This is a genomic window from Vreelandella sulfidaeris (genome assembly GCF_042429665.1).
Lineage (GTDB): Bacteria > Pseudomonadota > Gammaproteobacteria > Pseudomonadales > Halomonadaceae > Vreelandella.
This window is the reverse complement of sequence record NZ_JBHMAC010000013.1, coordinates 307,904-327,677: the sequence shown is the minus strand read 5'-3', so window position 1 is coordinate 327,677 and position 19,774 is coordinate 307,904. Positions and strand designations below refer to the sequence as shown.

Annotated in this window: 20 protein-coding genes; 10 read left to right on the top strand and 10 right to left on the bottom strand. The window is 55.4% G+C overall.

The window, feature by feature from the left end; translation table 11 throughout:
* Positions 1–37 precede the first annotated feature (37 nt).
* From ACFFLD_RS16115 to trhO, 4 genes are all read right to left on the bottom strand, one after another.
* Positions 38–469: a YqaA family protein gene (locus tag ACFFLD_RS16115; protein WP_386042169.1), complete on the bottom strand. Its 432-nt coding sequence runs from the start codon at positions 467–469 to the stop codon at positions 38–40.
* Between the two features lie 17 nt (positions 470–486).
* Positions 487–1,308 (bottom strand): IclR family transcriptional regulator, encoded by an 822-nt coding sequence (locus tag ACFFLD_RS16110; protein WP_386042868.1) that lies wholly within the window; start codon positions 1,306–1,308, stop codon positions 487–489.
* A gap of 125 nt (positions 1,309–1,433) precedes the next feature.
* On the bottom strand, positions 1,434–2,240 hold the full coding sequence (locus tag ACFFLD_RS16105) for an enoyl-CoA hydratase (protein WP_386042167.1): 807 nt from the start codon (positions 2,238–2,240) through the stop codon (positions 1,434–1,436).
* 86 nt (positions 2,241–2,326) lie between these two features.
* On the bottom strand, positions 2,327–3,280 hold the full coding sequence (gene trhO, locus ACFFLD_RS16100) for an oxygen-dependent tRNA uridine(34) hydroxylase TrhO (RefSeq protein ID WP_386042164.1): 954 nt from the start codon (positions 3,278–3,280) through the stop codon (positions 2,327–2,329).
* 223 nt (positions 3,281–3,503) lie between these two features.
* Between trhO and ACFFLD_RS16095 the strand changes: the two genes are divergently transcribed.
* On the top strand, positions 3,504–4,193 hold the full coding sequence (locus ACFFLD_RS16095) for a pirin family protein (protein ID WP_386042161.1): 690 nt from the start codon (positions 3,504–3,506) through the stop codon (positions 4,191–4,193).
* 113 nt (positions 4,194–4,306) lie between these two features.
* Here ACFFLD_RS16095 and serA read toward each other — a convergent pair whose 3' ends face one another.
* Positions 4,307–5,551, bottom strand: a complete 1,245-nt coding sequence (serA, locus tag ACFFLD_RS16090; RefSeq protein WP_386042158.1) for a phosphoglycerate dehydrogenase — start codon at positions 5,549–5,551, stop codon at positions 4,307–4,309.
* Positions 5,552–5,872: 321 nt separating this feature from the next.
* Here serA and ACFFLD_RS16085 point away from each other — a divergent pair, with 321 nt between their 5' ends.
* From ACFFLD_RS16085 to ACFFLD_RS16065, 5 genes are all read left to right on the top strand, one after another.
* Positions 5,873–6,160, top strand: a complete 288-nt coding sequence (locus tag ACFFLD_RS16085; protein WP_386042156.1) for an exodeoxyribonuclease VII small subunit — start codon at positions 5,873–5,875, stop codon at positions 6,158–6,160.
* Positions 6,154–7,047, top strand: a complete 894-nt coding sequence (locus ACFFLD_RS16080) for a farnesyl diphosphate synthase (protein ID WP_386042154.1) — start codon at positions 6,154–6,156, stop codon at positions 7,045–7,047. The genes ACFFLD_RS16085 and ACFFLD_RS16080 overlap by 7 nt, the downstream gene beginning before the upstream one ends.
* Positions 7,048–7,134: 87 nt before the next feature.
* The gene (gene dxs, locus ACFFLD_RS16075; RefSeq protein ID WP_386042152.1) at positions 7,135–9,060 is read left to right on the top strand and encodes a 1-deoxy-D-xylulose-5-phosphate synthase; all 1,926 of its coding nucleotides are present in this window, start codon (positions 7,135–7,137) and stop codon (positions 9,058–9,060) included.
* 32 nt (positions 9,061–9,092) lie between these two features.
* Positions 9,093–9,857 (top strand): co-chaperone DjlA, encoded by a 765-nt coding sequence (gene djlA / locus ACFFLD_RS16070; protein WP_386042149.1) that lies wholly within the window; start codon positions 9,093–9,095, stop codon positions 9,855–9,857.
* A gap of 64 nt (positions 9,858–9,921) precedes the next feature.
* On the top strand, positions 9,922–10,545 hold the full coding sequence (locus ACFFLD_RS16065) for a glutathione S-transferase family protein (RefSeq protein WP_386042147.1): 624 nt from the start codon (positions 9,922–9,924) through the stop codon (positions 10,543–10,545).
* 100 nt (positions 10,546–10,645) lie between these two features.
* Here ACFFLD_RS16065 and cheZ read toward each other — a convergent pair whose 3' ends face one another.
* The 5 genes from cheZ to ribA all read right to left on the bottom strand — a co-directional run bounded on the left by cheZ (position 10,646) and on the right by ribA (position 14,956).
* A complete protein-coding gene (gene cheZ, locus ACFFLD_RS16060) occupies positions 10,646–11,332 on the bottom strand; it encodes a protein phosphatase CheZ (RefSeq protein WP_386042145.1) in 687 nt (228 codons plus the stop codon).
* A gap of 288 nt (positions 11,333–11,620) precedes the next feature.
* Entirely contained in the window at positions 11,621–12,295 is a 675-nt protein-coding gene (gene trhA / locus ACFFLD_RS16055) for a PAQR family membrane homeostasis protein TrhA (RefSeq protein WP_386042867.1), read from the bottom strand.
* A gap of 180 nt (positions 12,296–12,475) precedes the next feature.
* Positions 12,476–13,000 carry a hypothetical protein gene (locus tag ACFFLD_RS16050; protein WP_386042143.1) on the bottom strand — a complete coding sequence of 175 codons (525 nt, stop codon included), beginning with the start codon at positions 12,998–13,000 and terminating at the stop codon, positions 12,476–12,478.
* A gap of 22 nt (positions 13,001–13,022) precedes the next feature.
* Positions 13,023–14,192: a zinc-dependent alcohol dehydrogenase gene (locus ACFFLD_RS16045; RefSeq protein ID WP_386042141.1), complete on the bottom strand. Its 1,170-nt coding sequence runs from the start codon at positions 14,190–14,192 to the stop codon at positions 13,023–13,025.
* A 128-nt stretch (positions 14,193–14,320) separates the two neighbouring features.
* Positions 14,321–14,956, bottom strand: coding sequence for a GTP cyclohydrolase II (gene ribA / locus ACFFLD_RS16040; protein WP_386042139.1), 636 nt, complete (start codon positions 14,954–14,956; stop codon positions 14,321–14,323).
* 259 nt (positions 14,957–15,215) lie between these two features.
* On the opposite strand from ribA, the gene hemE reads away from it, so the two are divergent.
* From hemE to ACFFLD_RS16020, 4 genes are all read left to right on the top strand, one after another.
* Positions 15,216–16,331: a uroporphyrinogen decarboxylase gene (hemE, locus tag ACFFLD_RS16035; RefSeq protein WP_386042137.1), complete on the top strand. Its 1,116-nt coding sequence runs from the start codon at positions 15,216–15,218 to the stop codon at positions 16,329–16,331.
* Complete coding sequence (speE, locus tag ACFFLD_RS16030) at positions 16,328–17,194, top strand: polyamine aminopropyltransferase (protein ID WP_386042134.1); 867 nt, start codon at positions 16,328–16,330, stop codon at positions 17,192–17,194. Before hemE ends, speE begins: the two co-directional genes overlap by 4 nt.
* Positions 17,195–17,449: 255 nt before the next feature.
* The gene (locus ACFFLD_RS16025; protein ID WP_386042132.1) at positions 17,450–18,475 is read left to right on the top strand and encodes an amino acid ABC transporter substrate-binding protein; all 1,026 of its coding nucleotides are present in this window, start codon (positions 17,450–17,452) and stop codon (positions 18,473–18,475) included.
* A gap of 108 nt (positions 18,476–18,583) precedes the next feature.
* Positions 18,584–19,774 carry an amino acid ABC transporter permease gene (locus ACFFLD_RS16020; RefSeq protein ID WP_386042129.1) on the top strand — a complete coding sequence of 397 codons (1,191 nt, stop codon included), beginning with the start codon at positions 18,584–18,586 and terminating at the stop codon, positions 19,772–19,774.

The window sequence follows — 19,774 nt, the reverse complement described above, 5'->3', positions numbered from 1 at the left end:
GTTGTACAGGGTAACATGTGTTAGTTAATGATGGGTTTCATTGGCAGAGCGGGGCTAGCCAATAGTGCGCCAACAGGATGACGACGGCATAGCGAGCGCCTTTAGCCACCACAATCCATGCCAGCGCCCGCCACCATGGGAGGCGAAACACACCGGCCAACACGGTGAGAGGATCGCCAATCACAGGCGTCCAGGAGGCCAGAAGGCTTAACTCGCCAAACCGATGATACCAACGCTCAGCGCGGGCCAAGCTCCTCGGCGAGGCAGGAAACCAGCGGCGGTCCTGGAACTGACGGGCATAGCGCCCCATCGCCACGTTAACCATACTGCCCAGTGTATTTCCCGCCGTCGCCACGGCCCACAGCATCCAAGGCGGCTCGCCTACACACCATAGTCGCGCCAGCCATACTTCCGAGCCTCCGGGCAGTAGCGTGGCGCTGGCAAGCGATACTAGAAACAGGCTCAGCATGGTCTCAGCAGCCGCCGCTAACGCGGCACCTGACCGCCCAACTGCTGAGTGATCTCATCCGCGGTTTGACGAACCAGTGCCCCCAGGGATAACAAGCGGGCTTCGGGAATACGCGCCATGGGGCCGGACACCGAAATGGCAGCAAAAGGCGTCGAATGCTCGTCAAAAATACACGCGGCAACACAGTGCAAGCCAATGGCGTGCTCTTCCCGGTCACAGGCAAACCCTTGCATACGAATTTGCTGCATTTCAGTTTGCAGCGTGTCTGGCTGATAAAGCGTATTAGCCGTCACGCGTACAAGCTCGCCCTCTTCAAGCAGCCTCGTTCGCTCGGCCTCTGGCGTCCATGCCAACAGCGCCTTACCCACGCCAGAAGCATGCAGCGGGGCACGGGAGCCAAGCCGAGTGATCATCCTCATCATCTGAGGAGACTCATGCTGGGCGAGAAATACCGCCGTGGTTCCGTCGCGAACGCCCAGGTTAGCGGTCTCGCCGGTTTCAGCCGTTAAGTGGCGCAGAAAGGGCCGGCTGGTGGCCACCACATCGCGCGCTTCAAGATAGCTGTTGCCGATGCGGAAGGTTTTAACATCGATTCGCCACAACCCCTGCTCATTCTCCTGACTCACAAACCCCTGGCTTTGCAGGGCTTGTAGCAGCCGGTGAGTCGTCGAGGGCGCTAATTCGGCCTTCTCGGCCACCTCAGAAAGGGCCAACCCAAGAGGGCTAGCCGCGAGATACTCCAGCAGCCTCAAGCCACGTACCAGCGACTGGCTATGCCCGCCGCTGGCTTTAGCGGTATTCGCCGGACGACCGGGCGTCCTGCGCTTGGCTTCACTCACCTGATTCTCTCCTAAAAGGCCCATTCAAGGTGGCCTCCCCTGTCCACGCAAAAGCCTCAGGATAACGTGCTACGACACCGCTGTCGCGTTTATGGAAACGGCTTCCACTCATTCTTGCCGTTTTCTTAGCGATGCTGCCACCGCGGTGGCCGCTTCGCTATAAAGGCATCGATCCCTTCTCCAACATCCTCAGCCAGCATATTGCAGGCCATGGTTTCACTGGCAAAGGCGTAGGCTTCATCAAGTGGCAGGCTGAGCTGGCGGGCAAACATGGCTTTTCCCGTCCGCACTGCCACGGCGCTTTTAGCACAAATACTGGCCGTCAGCGCTGCGGTGGCCTCGTCCAATGCATTGTCCTCGGCAACGCGGTTAATCAGCCCCCAATCAGCGGCCTGCTCGGCGCTGATAAATTCACCCGTCAGGAGCATTTCCATCGCGCGCTTAGCTGAAATGTTGCGTGAGAGCGGGACCGCCGGGGTGGAACAAAACAGGCCAACGTTAATGCCGGAAACAGCAAAACGAGCGCTGCGTGCCGCTACCGCCAGATCGCAGCTTGCCACCAGTTGGCAGCCAGCAGCGGTAGCGATGCCCTGCACTTTGGCAATCACCGGCACCGGCAGATGAACAATCGCCTGCATCACTTCGCTGCAGCGGGTAAACAGTGCTTGGTAGTAGGCTTTATCGGGATTGGCACGCATCTGCTTTAAATCATGCCCGGCGCAAAAGGCTTTGCCCTCTGCCGCGAGCACCACGCAGCGCACGTGGCTATCTTCGGCAATATCAGCCAAGGCCTCGAGTAAGGCTTGGAGCATGGCTTCCGACAGCGCATTGAAGCGCTCTGGGCTGTTCATGGTCAACGTCGTGACGCCATGATCATCTCGGCGGTGCACCATAGCGTCAGTTGAAGAGGGGGCGTTAGAGATGATGGGCATGGTCAACTCCTGATATGAGTAACACGTTGCCCATCAGTCTAGCGCACAAGCGTTACGAGCAATGCTTGTGCGCGACGACATTTTTATCAGGATTTTTTCATCAGACGTGTATCACGACCTAGCGGATGTGGTTCGCCACGTGACTTGGCTATGTCAATCTGGCGCTGGCGTTCACGCGCGGCGGCACGGGTTTTCTCCGGTAGCGAATCGATGCAGTGGGGGCAGCTAATGCCCGGCTCATACGCGGAGGACTGCATGTCTTCAGCGGAAATCGGCATGCGGCAAGCGTGGCATTGTTCAAACTCACCTTTGCTTAAATCGTGACGCACCGTGACTCGGTTATCGAACACAAAGCACTCACCCTGCCACAGCGATTTCTCTTCGGGGACTTTTTCAAGATAGTTAAGGACGCCGCCCTTCAGGTGATAAACCTCTTCAAAGCCCTCTTTCAACATAAAGCTGGACGCTTTTTCACAGCGGATACCGCCGGTACAGAACATGGCGACTTTTTTATGCTTTTCCGGGTCGTAGTGCTCGCGCACGTAGTCAGGAAACTCGCGGAAAGTGGTGGTTTTAGGGTCAATCGCCCGAGCAAAGCTACCGATTGCCACTTCGTAGTCATTACGGGTATCAATGACCAGCACCTCGGGGTCAGCGATGATGTCGTTCCACTCTTCCGGCTCAACATAGGTGCCGACGGTGTCATTGGGATCGATATCGGGCACGCCTAGCGTGACAATCTCTTTTTTGAGTTTCACCTTGGTGCGATAGAAAGGAGTTTCGTCGCAATAGGACTCTTTATGATCGATATCGGCAAGACGCGGGTCGGCGGTCAGCCAGGCCAGCAACGCATCGATACCCTCGCGCGTACCGGCCACCGTGCCGTTAATACCTTCTTTGGCGAGCAGCAACGTGCCTTTGACATCGTGCTCGACCATGGTCTGGCGCAGCGGCTCACGCAGCGCTTCAAAGTCATTTAACGTGACGAATTTATATAGCGCCGCCACGACAATCCGCGGCGTATCGGTAGGGATAGACATGCAAGACTCCAGGTAGTCGCCCCCGCAAAGGGCGGACCGGGTTAATAGAACGCGGGTATTCTAGCGCAAACGGCGTGATGCTTGAATCCTGCTGAGTCAATGCCGTTCAGCCAGCGCCATATCGATCAATTTAATCGATGCCATCATACAGAAACCTTCACCCCACTGGTGCGCTTGCAAGCGTATATTGAGCCCCATCCATTACGATCAGTGGGAGCATCTTATGAAGATTCGTCGTGCTAATGAGCGGGGCTACGCCGATCATGGCTGGCTGCGTTCATTCCATACCTTTTCATTTGCCAATTACATGGACCGAAACCACATGGGCTTTCGAGCCCTGCGAGTCATCAACGAGGATCGCGTAGCGGCTGGCCATGGCTTCGGCACTCATCCCCACCGGGATATGGAGATCATCTCCTATGTGCTGGCAGGTGAGATGGAACACAAAGACAACATGGGCAACGGCGAGGTAATGCGCCCAGGCGACGTTCAGCGCATGTCCGCCGGTACCGGCGTGTTGCATAGTGAGTTCAATCACTCTGCCGACAACGAACTGCATTTCTTGCAAATCTGGATTGAGCCCAAGCAATTGGGAATTGCCCCAAGCTATGAGCAGAAAGCCTTTCCTGCTTCTGAACGGCAAGGCCAGTGGCGCCTAGTAGCCTCGCAAGAGGGCCACGAAGGCTCTGTGAGCATTAATCAGGATGTTAATCTGTACGCAGGCTTATTTAACGCTGGCGAACAGGTAACCGCGCCACCCTCACGCTATGCGTGGGTGCATGTGGTGAAAGGCGAAATGAACGTCAACGGCGAAACGCTTCACGCAGGCGATGCCGCTGCATTTACGCCGGATGAGACAATCAATCTCACCGGTAAGCAAGCTGGCGAAGTGTTGCTGTTCGATCTAGCGTGATTATCAAGCAACACGGGCAAGTCCGGTCACTGACCGGAGGAACTTCACAAAGCAAAACGGCGCCTTACTGGAGGCGCCGTTTTTTTATGCCGGTGTGACTCAATACCGCTGTTTTAGCTATTCTGCGACGAGTAGAGCGCCCGAATTTTCAGCGTATGATCTACCTGCTTCAATGCTTCCAGCGCTGGCGGGCCGTAAGCTTTATCGACATCAATGACCACGTAACCCACTTTTTCGTTGGTCTGCAGATACTGACCCGAGATATTGATGTCATTTTCAGACAATACGCGGTTAATCTGCGATAGCACGCCCGGCACGTTGTCATGAATATGCAGCAAGCGATGCTTGTCCGGGTGAGCGGGCAGCGCCACCTCCGGGAAGTTGACCGAGGTAACGGTGGTGCCGTTGTCGGAGTAAGTGATCAGTTTTTCCGACACTTCAATACCGATGTTCTCCTGAGCTTCCAGGGTAGAACCACCGATATGCGGTGTCAGGATCACATTCTCCAGGCCCCGCAGCGGGCTTTCAAACTCTTCCTCGTTGCCTTTTGGCTCAACCGGGAAAACATCGACCGCCGCGCCGTTGAGATTACCCGCTTTCAGCGCCTCGGCAAGCGGTTCGATTTCCACCACGCTACCGCGTGAGGCGTTGATAAAGATCGCGCCGGGCTTCATGGCGGCGATCTCTTTTGCGCCGATCATCCAGCGGGTCGAGGCAAGATCAGGCACATGCAGGCTCACTACATCAGCGCGACCCAGCAGTTCTTCAAGGCTTGCCACCTGGCTTGCATTACCCATGCCTAGCTTGGTGATCACATCATAAAAGATCACATTAAAGCCCAGCGACTCGGCCAATACCGAGAGTTGCGCACCAATGCTGCCATAGCCGACGATACCTAGCGTTTTACCGCGTGCCTCGTGGGAGTTCTTCGCTGACTTCAACCAGCCACCCTGGTGGGCGCGAGCGTTTTTCTCAGGAATACCACGCAGCAGCATGATCGCTTCCGCTAACACCAGCTCAGCCACAGAGCGAGTGTTGGAGTACGGCGCATTAAACACGGCGATACCGCGGATGAGCGCGGCGGTTAAATCGACCTGATTGGTGCCGATACAGAAACAGCCAACGCCGACCAGTTTTTCCGCCGCCTCGAACACGCGCTCAGTTAACTGGGTGCGGGAACGAATACCGATGAAATGAACATCGCGAATTTTGTCGATCAATGCATCTTCATCAAGCGACGTGGGCAGATGCTCGATATTTTCATAACCGGCGTTGTGAAAATTGTCCACCGCGCTTTGGTGGACGCCCTCAAGCAGCAGGATCTTGATCTTGCTCTTGTCCAGGGACGTTTTGGCCATGGCTGAATCAACCTCTATGGTCGGCGGCATGCGCCGTGTATCGGTTCACGGGAGGCGCATATCGTAGCACAATCAGCCCCTTTCAGGCGGGGTTTGAATGATGAAAAGTCTGCGTTCTGATGATGAATCAGGCACAAGTCACATGGTCGGCGAAAGGAAGAGAGCAGACGCCGCCCCCCGGCCTCGGTGTATACTGTCGGGCTATGATTTGAAGACACGCAATGAAGACACCCTTTATAGGCACATTCATCGCCCTGGCAAGACGAGTAGTGAACTGACTGTCGTGCCAGAAGGGCGTCATAAAAACGGTAGGCATGGCCAATGAGCGACACGACACTCCCCCCACAGGATTTTGCCGCGACGGTTGAGCAGCTTGAAACCATCGTTGAACGTCTCGAGTCAGGCGAGCTCTCATTGGAAGATGCCCTGACTGCGTTTGAACAGGGCGTTCGGCTAACCCGTGATGCACAACAGCGCCTGGATAGTGCCGACCTCAAGGTGCGGGCACTCAGCGAAGACAGCGAAGGACAGTTAAACGTAACGCCGTTTGCTGGCCCTGCCGCCGCCCAGGACGCCGCCGATGAAAGCGAGGAAACGCCCCCATGGTAGCCATACCACCGAGTGCGCTGGACACGCTGCGCCATGCCAGTAATGCCCGGGTAGACGCCACCCTAGCGGCGCTGTTTGAACAACGCCCGGCTGTGGCGCCAAGGCTTGAAGCCGCCATGCGCCATGGCCTGCTGGCGGGCGGCAAACGCCTACGCCCGCTGCTTGTGTATATGGCGGGCCACGCGCTTGGCGCTGAAGATGAGGCGCTAGACGCCCCTGCCGCCGCGATTGAGCTCATTCATGCCTACTCGTTAATCCATGATGACCTTCCCGCCATGGACGATGACGACCTGCGCCGTGGCCAGCCCACCGTCCATAAAGCGTTCGATGAAGCGAGTGCGATCCTGGCTGGCGATGCGCTTCAGGCGCTAGCATTTGAAGTACTGGCTAATACTGCCCACCCCCGGCTGGGTGATTTAGTCCATACGCTGGCCTCGGCCTCGGGGCGTGACGGCATGGTGGCAGGACAGGCGCTGGATTTAGACGCCGTTGGCGGCCATCCCGATGTCGACGCCCTCGCCCATATGCACGCTCACAAGACCGGCGCATTGATCGTCGCTGCCGTACGCCTGGGTGGCTTGGTTGCGGTTGCCGACGATGATCCTCGCCTGAACGCCCTTATTCGCTACGCGCGCGCCATTGGTCTAGCCTTTCAGATTCACGACGACATACTGGACGTCACCGGCGATACCATCATCCTAGGTAAAACGTCAGGCGCCGATGCCGCTCGCGCCAAGCCCACCTATCCCAGCCTGCTGGGCCTGGAAGGCGCACAACGCAAAGCGCATCACCTCATTGACGAGGCCATTGCCGCGCTTGCCCCACTCGGTGAGCGTGCTGCACCGCTGGCCGATTTAGCTTATTACATGATCGAGCGTGACCACTAAACAATGTCACTGAATTTATGTCTGTGAAACGATGCCCTTGAAACGATGCTCTTGAAACGATATCCATGAAACAATGTCTGTGAAAACATGCCCATGAAGCTGTTCGACGAGATCCCCCGCGAGCGTCCATCGACGCCGCTGCTCGACTCCTTTGATCACCCCGCTGCCCTGCGGGCCATGAACGACGCTCAACTCGACCAACTGGCCGATGAGCTGCGCGCCTATCTGCTCTATAGCGTAGGGGTCTCGGGTGGCCACTTTGGTGCCGGACTCGGCGTAGTCGAGCTGAGCATTGCCTTGCACCACGCATTTAATACTCCCCATGACCGGCTGGTCTGGGATGTGGGCCACCAGGCTTATCCGCACAAGATCTTGACCGGCCGCCGCGAAACGATGCTGAGCATTCGCCAACACGGCGGCTTGGCGGCGTTTCCCCGCCGTGCCGAGTCCGAGTACGACACCTTCGGTGTAGGCCACTCCAGCACCTCGATTTCGGCCGCGCTGGGAATGGCGCTGGCCGCCAAGGCCCGCGGCGATAAGCGCCGTGTATGTGCCATTATCGGCGATGGCGCCCTGACCGCGGGCATGGCGTTTGAAGCCCTTGCCCACGCGGGCCATGTGGATGCCAACTTATTAGTCGTGCTCAACGATAACGAAATGTCGATATCCGAAAACGTCGGCGGCATGGCGACCTATCTCGCCCGGGTACTCTCCAGCAAGCCCTACCTCAAGATGCGCGAAGAGGGTAAAAAAGTTTTGTCGCACCTGCCCGGGGCGCTGGAGCTTGCTCGGCGTACCGAAGAGCACATGAAAGGCATGGTCAGCCCTGCCACCCTGTTTGAAGAGATGGGCTTCAACTACGTGGGCCCCATTGACGGCCATGATCTCGACACGCTTACCGAGACGCTAGAGAACTTGCGCGACCTGGATGGCCCGCAGTTTCTGCATATTAAAACGGTCAAAGGCAAAGGCTTTTTACCCGCCGAGGCGGACCAGATTGGTTATCACGCCATTACCAAGCTTGAAAAGCCAAGCGCGGCTGCCATTGCGGGCGCGACTAAGAAACCGGTGATCAAGCAAGCCGCCGTCAAGAAAAAGTACTGCAACGTATTTGGCGACTGGCTGTGTGATATGGCCGCCGCTGATCCACGGCTGATGGGCATCACGCCGGCCATGCGCGAAGGCTCAGACCTGATTCGCTTTTCTAAAACGTATCCAGAGCGTTATTTTGACGTGGCCATTGCCGAACAGCATGCGGTGACGCTGGCAGCGGGCATGGCTTGCGAAGGAATGAAGCCGGTGGTCGCGATCTACTCCACCTTTTTGCAGCGCGGCTATGATCAATTGATTCACGACGTCGCCGTTCAGAACCTGGATGTCACGTTTGCTATTGACCGCGCCGGGCTGGTGGGTGAAGACGGCCCGACTCACCACGGCAGCATGGACCTCTCATTTCTGCGCTGCGTTCCCGACATGGTGATACTAGCGCCCGCCGATGAAGCCGAGTGCCGTGCGATGCTCAGTGCCGCCTATCACCACCCGGGGCCTGCCGCGGTGCGCTACCCACGTGGCACCGGCCCTGGCACGGAAATCCCCACGCACCTGGATCCGCTCACGATTGGTAAAGCCGAGCTACGCCGCCACGCCGCCAGCGATGGCGTACGTATCGCGCTGCTCGCCTTCGGCAGCATGAACGGCGCGGCGGCGGAGGTGGCTGAACGGCTCAACGCGACGCATATCAACATGCGCTCCATCAAGCCGCTGGATCGTGATGCCGTACTGGACGCCGCCGACGAGCACGAGCTGCTAGTCACCCTGGAAGAGAACGTGATTGCCGGCGGTGCAGGCAGTGCCGTGAATGAGCTGCTCAACGCTGAAGGGGTGCAAGTGGAAGTGCTTAACCTAGGCTTGCCAGATGCCTTTGTGGAGCACGGGACGCCGACTCAGCTACTTGAAGACTGCTATTTGGATACCGACGGCATAGAGCGCGCAATTCGTGCTCGGCTGCCTTAAACCCTTGCTTTACCGCTACTTTTGAGATTTTTATGCTACTGCTTATTGTAATTTTCGGCCTGATAGGTCTTGCATTCGGAGGCCCCATAGGGCTATTGATTGGCGGTGGCTTAGGCTGGTGGCTAGGGCGACAGCTGAGCCGTCGCCTGAATATCGCCCGTATGCGCATCCAGGAAGGGTTTCTGGAATCTATCTTCTCGGTGATGGGCTGCCTTTGCCAAGCTGACGGCAATGTCACCGAAGGCGAGCTGGATGTCGCCGAGAAGCTATTTGACCAAATGCGTTTACAGGGCGAACAACGGGCCAAGGCGCGCGCGGCTTTTGAGCGTGGTCGTGCCGCTGACTTTGACCTGGACGCAGAATTGGCTACCGTTCAACGGCTTACCCAGCGCCAGCCCGTGCTGCGCCAGGTCTTTATTCAAGTTCAGCTATCCGCCATCGCCGCCGATGGCGTACTTCACCCCGCCGAACACGAGATGATCCTGCGTGTGGCCCGCGGTGTAGGCTGCAGTGATGCTGAAGTCCAGCAGATTGAAGCGATGCTGCACGGTGCTGCCGCCAACTCCCAGGGCGCCAGCGAAGAAGCCCTTAAAGATGCTTACCGCGTACTGGGCGTTTCTGAAGACGCCAGCGATGCAGAGATCAAGAAAGCCTATCGCCGCCTGATGAGCCAAAACCATCCTGATAAACTGGCGGGTAAAGGCTTGCCCGACAGCATGCGGGATGTTGCTCAGGCGCGCACCGGCGAAATCGGCAATGCTTATGAGCGTATTCGTGAGGCGAGGGGGAGCGCTTAGCAAATCGACAATAGCATTGCCGCCCGCTAGATTAAGGACCGATGATTATCGTCAGGAGCTTGTCATGATCACGCTATATAGCTTTCCCCACTCCCGCTCGCATAGAGTGTCGTGGACACTTGAAGAACTCGGTCTTGAGTATCAATGCCGACACGTGGCGTTGGATAAAGGGGAGGGTCAGACGGACGCTCACTTAGCGCGTCATCCAGACGGTAAAGTGCCGGTTATCGAGGATGGTGACGTATGCCTGTTTGAGTCCGCGCCCATTTGCCGTTATCTGGCCGACACCTATGGCGATGGCGCGCTGTTACCAAGCGATCCTGTCGCCCGTGCCCAGGTGGACCAATGGCTCAGCTTTATTGTTACCGAACTTGAGCAGCCGTTATGGAATCAGGCCAAACATACCTTTGCCCTGCCTGAAGATAAACGTATTGCTGCCGTGCTTCCGGTCTGTGCCTGGGAGTTTCAGCGGGCACTAAGTGCTCTGGAACGACGCTATAACGGCCAGGAATATTTGGTAGGGAATACCTTTACCCTGGCGGATATGTTTTTAGCCCATACCCTGTCGTGGGCAGTCAGCATGAAACACCGTTTGCCGGAGAATCTGCAGCGCTACCGCGAACGCCATAACCAACGCCCGGCGATGGCGAAAGCGGCAGAAAAGGAAAAAGCCGCCGCAAGCGCGTAAGCCAAGCAGCCGCATTTCAATGTTGCTTTCCAACGTCGTTTTCCAAGACCGGTTGCCTGCTCCTCGTTAGGGCGTGGCAACGGTCATGGTCAAACGTCCGTTAAAATCCAAGCTCATCCAGTAGATCATCGACCTGATCTTGCCCTGCCACTGCATCCGGCTTGGTTTGTCCTACCTGGGGCCCATTACGTAGCTTGGCATGCTCATCGCGATGGTCTTCACTTTGAACTCCCTCAGTAATGGCGGGAACGTTCTCCACCAATACCTGCACAAGGTGCTCTTCGATTAACTTGATGACCTCCACCATTTTCTTGATGACCTGACCGGTCAGATCCTGGAAGTCTTGCGCCATCATGATTTCAAGCAACTCTTTTTGCGTTGCCGCTGTTGCCTGAGGAAGCGTCTCGCTCAAATAGCGTTGCGTGTCGGCTACCAGGGAAGGATCGCCCTCGACCTGGGTAAGTTTTGCTGCCTCCGTGTGCCAGCGCTCATTAAGAGCCGCCCCATCATTATCCAGTGTATCCTGGAGAGGCTGGGCGCGTTCAACAGCATTTAATGCGCGCTCAGCGGCCTGCTCGGTCATGGACGCCACATAGTTAAGCCGGTCATTGGCATCAGGGATTGCTTGTGCTGCCTGGGAAATTTGCTGATCCAGCCCCAGTTCTTTCATGCTGTCGCGCAGCAGGCGCGTTAAATGGCCAATTCGATGCACCATTTCATCAGTACTGTCTTTTTTCCCTAATACCGACGGCATCGTCGTATCGTGGGCGCTCTTAACAGTGCTCATGACCATCCTCTTGTTGGAAAAATATAGTGAATATCATTTTTGTTACGGTGTTAGCCGCCATTTTTTAGCTATCCGCGATGGTGTTAGGCCGCTCGACGTTAATTACATCCACGTAATTACTCGCCTCTAACTATTACTGTCGGCGTAATCATCTAAAACTTAAGGTTAACCTGTAAGAGAAAGCTACTGGCGGGCATCAAATCTTCTTGGCGACACTGGATTGCCCCGTTTATAAGACGGGTTCATATCGGCAAAGAGGAAAAAGAAGTGATGTGGAGGGGCCAACCGCTAGGCGGCCGATACATGAGGCAGCACAGCGCTATAGACGGCAAAGTAATGGCAGATGCTGCCGACAATGACGAATAGATGCCAAATAGCATGGTTATAGGGAATAGCGCGCACGGCATAGAAGATAACCCCTAGCGTATACACCACACCTCCGACGGCCAGTAAGGTGATGCCCATCGTCGATAGGCTTGCGGCCATCTCTCCGGCGGCCAGCACAATCATCCAGCCCATCAGCAAGTAGATCGCTACGCGCAGTACCGCCAAGCGATGGGGCCAGCACAGCTTGCAGGCAATGCCTATCAGCGCCAGCGACCACACCGCCGTAAACAGTACCCAGCCCGTGGGGCTACGCATATTAACCAGCAAAAAAGGCGTGTAAGTCCCTGCGATGAGTAAGTAAATCGCACAATGATCAAGTAACTGAAAACGCTGCTTCCAGCGTCGATGCTGAGTGCCGTGATAAAGCGTAGAAGCGGTATAAAGGAGCACCAGCGTAGCGCCATACAGGCTTAAACTAACGATTTTCCATGGATCGACATGGGCCGCAAAGCTCGCCGCGGCTATCAGCACCACCATTCCCACCAGGCTGAGTACGGCGCCAATACCGTGAGTAATACTATGCAAACGCTCTTCGAGACGACTAAATTCATCAAGCACTGGGCCGGTATCGGTCATAGATACGTCCTTCAACTAGTCTCCTTTCTTTATAGCCTATTCAAGTAACACAATGATGACATTTCATCTTGAGGCATTCACGTAAGGTAGTTTCTTTGCCCTGAAAGACAAAAACCGAACCCAGAATCGTTACCAGGTTCGGCCTACTATTTAGCCTTCATCGCCCTCCCCTGTAGCCTGCTACAAGGTGGGAGAAGGTAAATCAGCTTTCATATCAGCGGGCACTTCAAAGTCTTGAGCAGCGCCGCGCGCATTCGCCAACCCTTGAGGAAAGCCGCTGCGGTGGCTGTAATCGGGAGTGATACCAGCCTGGTAGGCATGACGTTGGCTTAATGACTTGGCACAAGCGTAATCAAGGGCGGTGATAATCCCAACGGCCGTTAAGGCCAAATAGACGTTCTGCTTTTTAGGATTACGGTCATCTTTTAAGGCATACGACAGTACTGCCAGATCAATGATATCGCCCCCTACCCGACTCCACATGGCGGGCTTGGGATTATCGGTAAGCGCTCCAATGCCGCTCATCACGCCTCTTGCGCCACAGGCGCGCAGGCTATTTTCACGCCCTTCCATGCCAAGCTGACGGGTAACCTTGCCTGGCGCTAACAGCTGGTAGAGACCGATCCCCAGGCTTAGCCAGCCAAGCCCACGGGCGAGTTTGTCTGACGAACCTAGCGACTGAGTCATATCTGTGTGCTTATGCATACCTACCTCCATGGCGGGGGATTCAGGGTTTGAGAACGACCTTGACGCAACCATCCTGTTTATCGCGGAAGGTCTTATACATCTCAGGCCCTTGGTCCAATCCTACAGAGTGGGTAATCACAAAGGAGGGATCGATCTGGCCCTCATCAATGCGCCGCAACAAATCATCGCTCCAGCGTTTAACGTGGGTTTGACCGGTACGCACGGTCAGGCCCTTGTTCATCAGTGCACCGATGGGGAGCTTATCGATAAGGCCGCCGTATACGCCAGGAATTGAGAGCACCCCTGCAGGGCGGCAAACGTAGATCATTTCGCGTAGCACATGGGCTCTATCGGTTTCCATCATCATGGCTTGCTTGACGCGATCATAAACAGAATCAAGTGACCGTGTGGCATGCGCTTCAAGGCCTACCGCATCGATACATTTCTCAGGCCCTTTGCCCTGGGTTAATTCCTGCAGTCGACTCAGTACGCTCTGTTGATCAAAGTTGATGGTAATAGCGCCACCAGCCTCTGCCATCGTAAGCCGCTCAGGGACATTATCGATGACAACCACTTGCTTTGCGCCCAGCAATACAGCGCTTCGCACACAAAACTGACCGACAGGGCCTGCCCCCCAAATCACCACCGTATCAGTCGGTTGAATATCGCACTGTACTGCGGCCTGCCAGCCGGTAGGGAAGATATCCCCCAGGAACAGTACCTGTTCGTCCGTTAAAGTGCTGGGCACTTTAATATGGGTGGTATCAGCAAACGGTACCCGCACAAATTCTGCTTGACCGCCTGCGTACCCACCCGTGAGGTGCGAATAGCCGAACAGGCCTGCGCCACCGTGACCAAACACCTTATCGGCCAAGTCTTTATTACGGTTGGAGCGTTCACACACCGAATAATTACCGCGCTTGCACTGCTCACACTCACCGCAGAAGATAGTGAAAGGAACGACGACTCGATCACCTATCTTTAAATTCTTTGCTTCGCTTCCAACCTCCATCACCTCGCCCATGAACTCATGACCGACGACATCACCCGACTCCATACCCGGCATAAAATGATCGTAAAGGTGAAGGTCAGAACCGCAGATCGCACAGCTACTTACGTTAATAATGGCGTCGCGAGGATGCTCAATTTCAGGATCCGGTACCGTATCGTAACGAATATCGTTTTTTCCGTGCCAACAGAGTGCTTTCATCGCTGCTTCTCCTTAAACATTTTATCCGCATTAGCATCCCGCTATGTATCAACATAGCTCAGCAGGAGGATAAAAAAGGTTAAAAAAAAGCAAGCTGGCGACGCTCTCAACTCATCAAACCGCGGTTATCACCCCTTACGCTCAATATCCACATCGCTTGCGTGGGTAAAATCATCCAGCGCCATCATATGGCCAAGTTTACCCGCCTTAGTGGCAAGATATTGCTCGTTATGGGGGTTCAAACCGGTGGTGATAGGTAGCCGCTCGACCACATTTACGCCGTCACGCGTTAGCGCATCGACCTTGCGAGGGTTGTTGGTCATTAACTTAAGCGACGTAATGCCTAGGTGATTAAGCATCGGCACACACAGGTCGTAACGGCGCATATCGGCACCAAAACCAAGCTGCTCATTGGCTTCAACGGTATCGGCACCTTGATCCTGAAGATGGTAGGCGCGGATCTTGTTTAACAAGCCGATACCACGCCCTTCCTGGCGTAGATAAAAAAGTACGCCCCGGCCCTCATCGGCGATGCGTTTGAGCGCCTCCTGCAACTGGTAGCCGCAGTCACAACGCATTGAAAAGAGCGCATCACCCGTTAAACACTCCGAATGCACGCGTCCCAAAACGGGCTCGTCACCGGTCACATCGCCCAGCGTCAAGGCGATATGATCCTTGCCAGTGGCCTCGTCTTCGAAGCCATGCATGGTAAATGTTGCCCAGGGGGTGGGCAGCCGAGAAGCGGCGATGAAGCGAATGGTCACAGGTTACCTCGCTGATTAACCAAACCAGTTAACCACACCAGTGTTGGCAAAGTGGGCAGCTATTCTAACAGGAAGCAGCGTCCGCCTCACGCGGGTGATGCAGAGAGGTGCGGCTTAATAGCAGAGAAAAATTGACAGGATGCGACGTTTTTTGCCACTGATCACCCCGCCCCAGCTTCTAACTTCAAGTACAATTGCCCTTATAGGATTACCAATACACCCCTGTTCGATGCGGGTAAATTTCTTAAGAGCCAGTTTTATGACCACGACACCGCTACAAAATGATCGTTTCCTGCGTGCCTTGGCACGCCAGCCGGTAGACCGCACGCCAGTGTGGATGATGCGCCAGGCAGGCCGCTATCTTCCGGAATACCGTGCCAGCCGGGCCGATGCGGGCAGTTTCATGGATTTGTGCAGAAACCATGACTTGGCCTGCGAAGTCACCCTGCAGCCGTTAGAGCGCTACCCATTGGATGCGGCCATTCTGTTTTCGGATATTTTGACCATTCCGGATGCGATGGGACTGGGACTCTATTTTGAAACCGGCGAAGGTCCTAAATTCCGCAAAACCGTGCGTACCCAAGAAGAGGTCGCGGCATTAAGCGTTCCCGACGCCGAGCGCGATCTGGATTACGTCATGCGTGCGGTATCCACCATTCGCCGCGAGCTGAACGGTCGCATGCCGTTGATCGGCTTTTCCGGCAGCCCCTGGACGCTGGCGACCTACATGGTAGAAGGCGGCTCCAGCAAGGATTTCCGTCACCTGAAAACCATGCTTTATGACACGCCGGACACCATGCATCAACTGCTGGATACCCTGGCCCACGCGGTGACCGATTATTTAAATGCGCAGATTCGTGCCGGTGCCCAAGCGGTACAGATTTTTGATACCTGGGGCGGCGCGCTCTCGACCCCTGCTTACCTTGAGTTCTCGCTGCGCTATATGGAGCAGATCGTTGCTGGCTTGATCCGCGAGCACGATGGCCGCCGCGTACCGGTGATCTTGTTTACCAAGAATGGCGGCCAGTGGCTTGAGCATAGCGCCTGCGCTGGTGCCGATGCACTAGGCATCGACTGGTCGACCGAGCTCTCAGACGCCCGCGCCCGCGTGGGCCATAAAGTAGCCCTGCAGGGCAACCTTGATCCCAACGTGCTGTTTGCCCGCCCTTCGGCTATTCGCGCCGAAGTCGCCCGCGTGCTGGAAAGCTACGGCCACGGGCCGGGCCACGTATTTAACCTGGGCCACGGCATCAGCCAATTTACCAACCCGGATAATGTCACCGCCTTTATGGAGGCGCTGCACGAGCTAAGTCCTCAGTATCATCGGGATATCCCTAAGTACTCCAACGCCTCTCACTCAGGAGCCGATTCATGAGCGAATTACGCGACGACCAGTGGTTTACCGAAGTGTTTGATAGCCACGGCAGCGCCTTCTCGCTGAAAATTTCTGAAAAGCTGCTGGATGTGCAAAGCCAATATCAGCACCTGGAGGTCTATGCGACCGAGACCTATGGCAACCTGATGGTGCTTGATGGCTGTGTGATGCTGACCGATCGCGATAACTTCCTCTATCACGAAATGATTGCTCACCCGGCGCTGTTTACTCATCAAAACCCTAAACGGGTCGTTATCATCGGCGGTGGTGACTGCGGCACCCTGAAAGAAGTACTGCGCCACCCCGGCGTGGAGCAAGTCACTCAGATTGATATCGACGAAGAAGTCACCAAAGCATCGACGCGCTTCTTCCCCTCGTTGGTAGAATCGAATAATGACCCGCGCGCCGAGCTGCTCTTCGCGGATGGCGTCAAATGGGTAGACGATGCACCGGATGAGAGCATTGATGTACTCATTATCGACTCGACCGATCCTGTCGGTCCTGCGGAAGGCCTGTTTAAAACCGATTTTCTCAAGCGCTGCCACCGCATTTTGAAAAGCGGCGGCGTCATGGTCCAGCAAAGCGAATCGCCGCTGTACCACAGCGGTTCCATTATTCGTGAACTGCGCCGTGATATGCGCGAAGCAGGCTTTGAAAGCGTGGCCACCCTGCCCTTTCCCCAGCCGGTTTATCCCTCTGGTTGGTGGAGCGTGACGCTAGCGGGCAAAGCCATCGAGGTAAATGCGTTCCGCGAGCAAGCGGCCGCAAGCCACGACATGCCTCTTGAGTACTACAGCGTTGACGCCCACCGTGGTGCGCTCGCTCTCCCCCCGTTTATGCGTAAGGCATTCGCCGCCGAGTAAAACCCCTTCCAACGCCCCTTTTTAGCGCCGCCTTCCTCGCTTTGCACCTTTCCAGGGCGATTCGAGATAGGCGGTCGTATTTTTTTTGCATCTAGACGTTCGTCTTGAATTCGTTGAGTAGCGTTGAAAAGCGCTGAATCAACGCCTGTACCCTTGTTGGCATCTTCCTTGCTAGGTTTAGTGACATGCTGCGGCATGCATTACGATTTTAATAACTATTTCAATAACTACTTCTATAACGAAGAGGGAAACTAAATGTTCAATAAAAAACACCTTGCACTACTGGCATCAGCAGGCTCACTGAGCTTGGTGGGAATGGCGACAGCTCAAGCTGACACCCTGTCAGATACCATTGAGCGCGGCGCGGTTCAGTGTGGTGTGAGCGATGGTTTACCGGGTTTTTCTGCACCAGACGATGATGGTAACTGGCAAGGCTTGGACGTTGATGTGTGTCGTGCAGTCGCCGCAGCGGTACTCGGCGATGCGGATGCCGTTAACTACATTTCTCTGAACGCCGTAGAGCGCTTCACCGCTCTGCAATCAGGTGAGGTTGATGTACTTTCCCGTAACACCACCTGGACCACCACCCGCGACACCACACTGGGTCTAAATTTCACCGGGGTTAACTTTTATGACGGTCAGGGCTTCATGGTCGCTCGTGATCTAGGCATTACCGGTGCCGATGAGCTTGACGGTGCGTCTATCTGCATCCAGTCCGGCACCACGACCGAATTGAACCTGGCCGACTACTTCCGTGCCAATGACATGGAATTCAACCCGATCGTTTTTGACACCTCTGAACAAACCGTGGGCGGCTACCAAGCGGGCCGTTGTGACGTGCTAACGTCCGATACCTCTCAGTTAGCGGCGCTGCGCATTCAGCTAGACGATCCTACAGGTTCAGTAATCCTCTCTGACGTTATCTCCAAGGAACCGCTTGGCCCGGTTGTACGTCAGGGTGACGATCTTTGGTTCAACATTGTGAAATGGTCACTGTTCGCGATGATTAACGCCGAAGAGTACGGCGTCACCAGTGAAAATGCTGAAGAGATGCTCAACTCAGAGAATCCCGATGTCGCTCGCCTGCTAGGTCAGGATGGCAACTACGGTGAAGGCATGAACCTTGACGCTGACTGGGCTTATAACATCATCAGCCAGGTAGGTAACTACGCCGAAAGCTTTGAACGTAACGTCGGCATGGGCTCTCCGCTGGAAATCGAACGCGGTGTTAACGCGCTGTGGAACGATGGCGGCTTTCAGTACGCTCCCCCGATTCGCTAAGCGTCTCGCTTGACCCCGGCCCGCCGCGCTTACCAAGTACGTATTTAAAGTACGTAAAGCAGTAGGCGGGCCATTTGATTGACCTTCCGTGTAGCGGAGACGCCACCCATGTCTGTAAGACCCAATGTTCGCCCTGCTGGCCACAAGCCGCCGTTTTGGCGAGATCGCGCTAAACGCGCCCTTATCTTTCAAATCATTTTAGTCGCCGTTGTAGCGGCTTTCCTGATCTATATTATCGGCAATACCCAAGCCAACCTGAATGCCCGTGGTATTACCACCGGGTTTGGCTTTTTAAACAACACAGCCGGCTTCGGTATTGGTCAAACGTTAATCGAGTACTCTTCCCAAAGCACTTACGCCCGCACCTTCTTCATTGGCTTGCTCAATACGCTGCTGGTCGGTGGACTGGGGGTCATAGCCGCCTCGATTATCGGTTTTATTGTTGGTATCGCGCGGCTATCGCCTAACTGGCTGATCGCCAAGTTAGCCAACGCGTATATCGAAACCTTCCGCAACATTCCGCTGCTGCTGCAGATTTTCTTCTGGTACTTCGCGGTTCTGCGCACGCTACCAAGTGCGCGCGAGAGCATGGCGTTTGGAGAAGCCATTTTCCTTAATGTGCGCGGGCTTTACTTGCCTCAACCGCTGTTTGAATCCGGTTTCGGGCTTATTCCTATCACGTTTGTGGTGGCGATCATCGCCAGCATTGCGCTGATTGTCTGGAACAAGCGCCGCCACGAAGCGACCGGCAAACGCTTACCGGTTTTCTGGATGTCGCTGGTGATTATTTTTGGCCTGCCACTGCTGGTATTAGTAGCCACCGGCGTCCCGGTCACCTGGGAAATGCCGGTACTGCGTGGCTTTAACTTCGGTGGTGGGATAACCATCATTCCAGAATTTTTGGCGCTATGGCTGGCACTGTCTATCTACACCGCGTCGTTCATTGCCGAGATTGTGCGCTCAGGCATCCAGGCCATCCCCCATGGCCAAACGGAAGCCGCCCAGGCGTTAAGCCTGCCACGCAAACTGGTATTGCGCCTGGTAGTCATTCCGCAAGCCATGCGCGTCATCATTCCGCCACTGACCAGCCAATATCTCAACTTAATTAAAAACTCTTCACTGGCCACTGCCATTGGCTACCCCGACCTGGTGTCGGTGTTTGCGGGCACTACGCTTAACCAGACCGGTCAGGCTATCGAAGTCATTGCCATGACCATGGCGGTTTATTTGATCATCAGCTTGCTGGTGTCCATGTTCATGAACTGGTTCAACGCTCGCGTTGCACTGGTAGAACGCTAG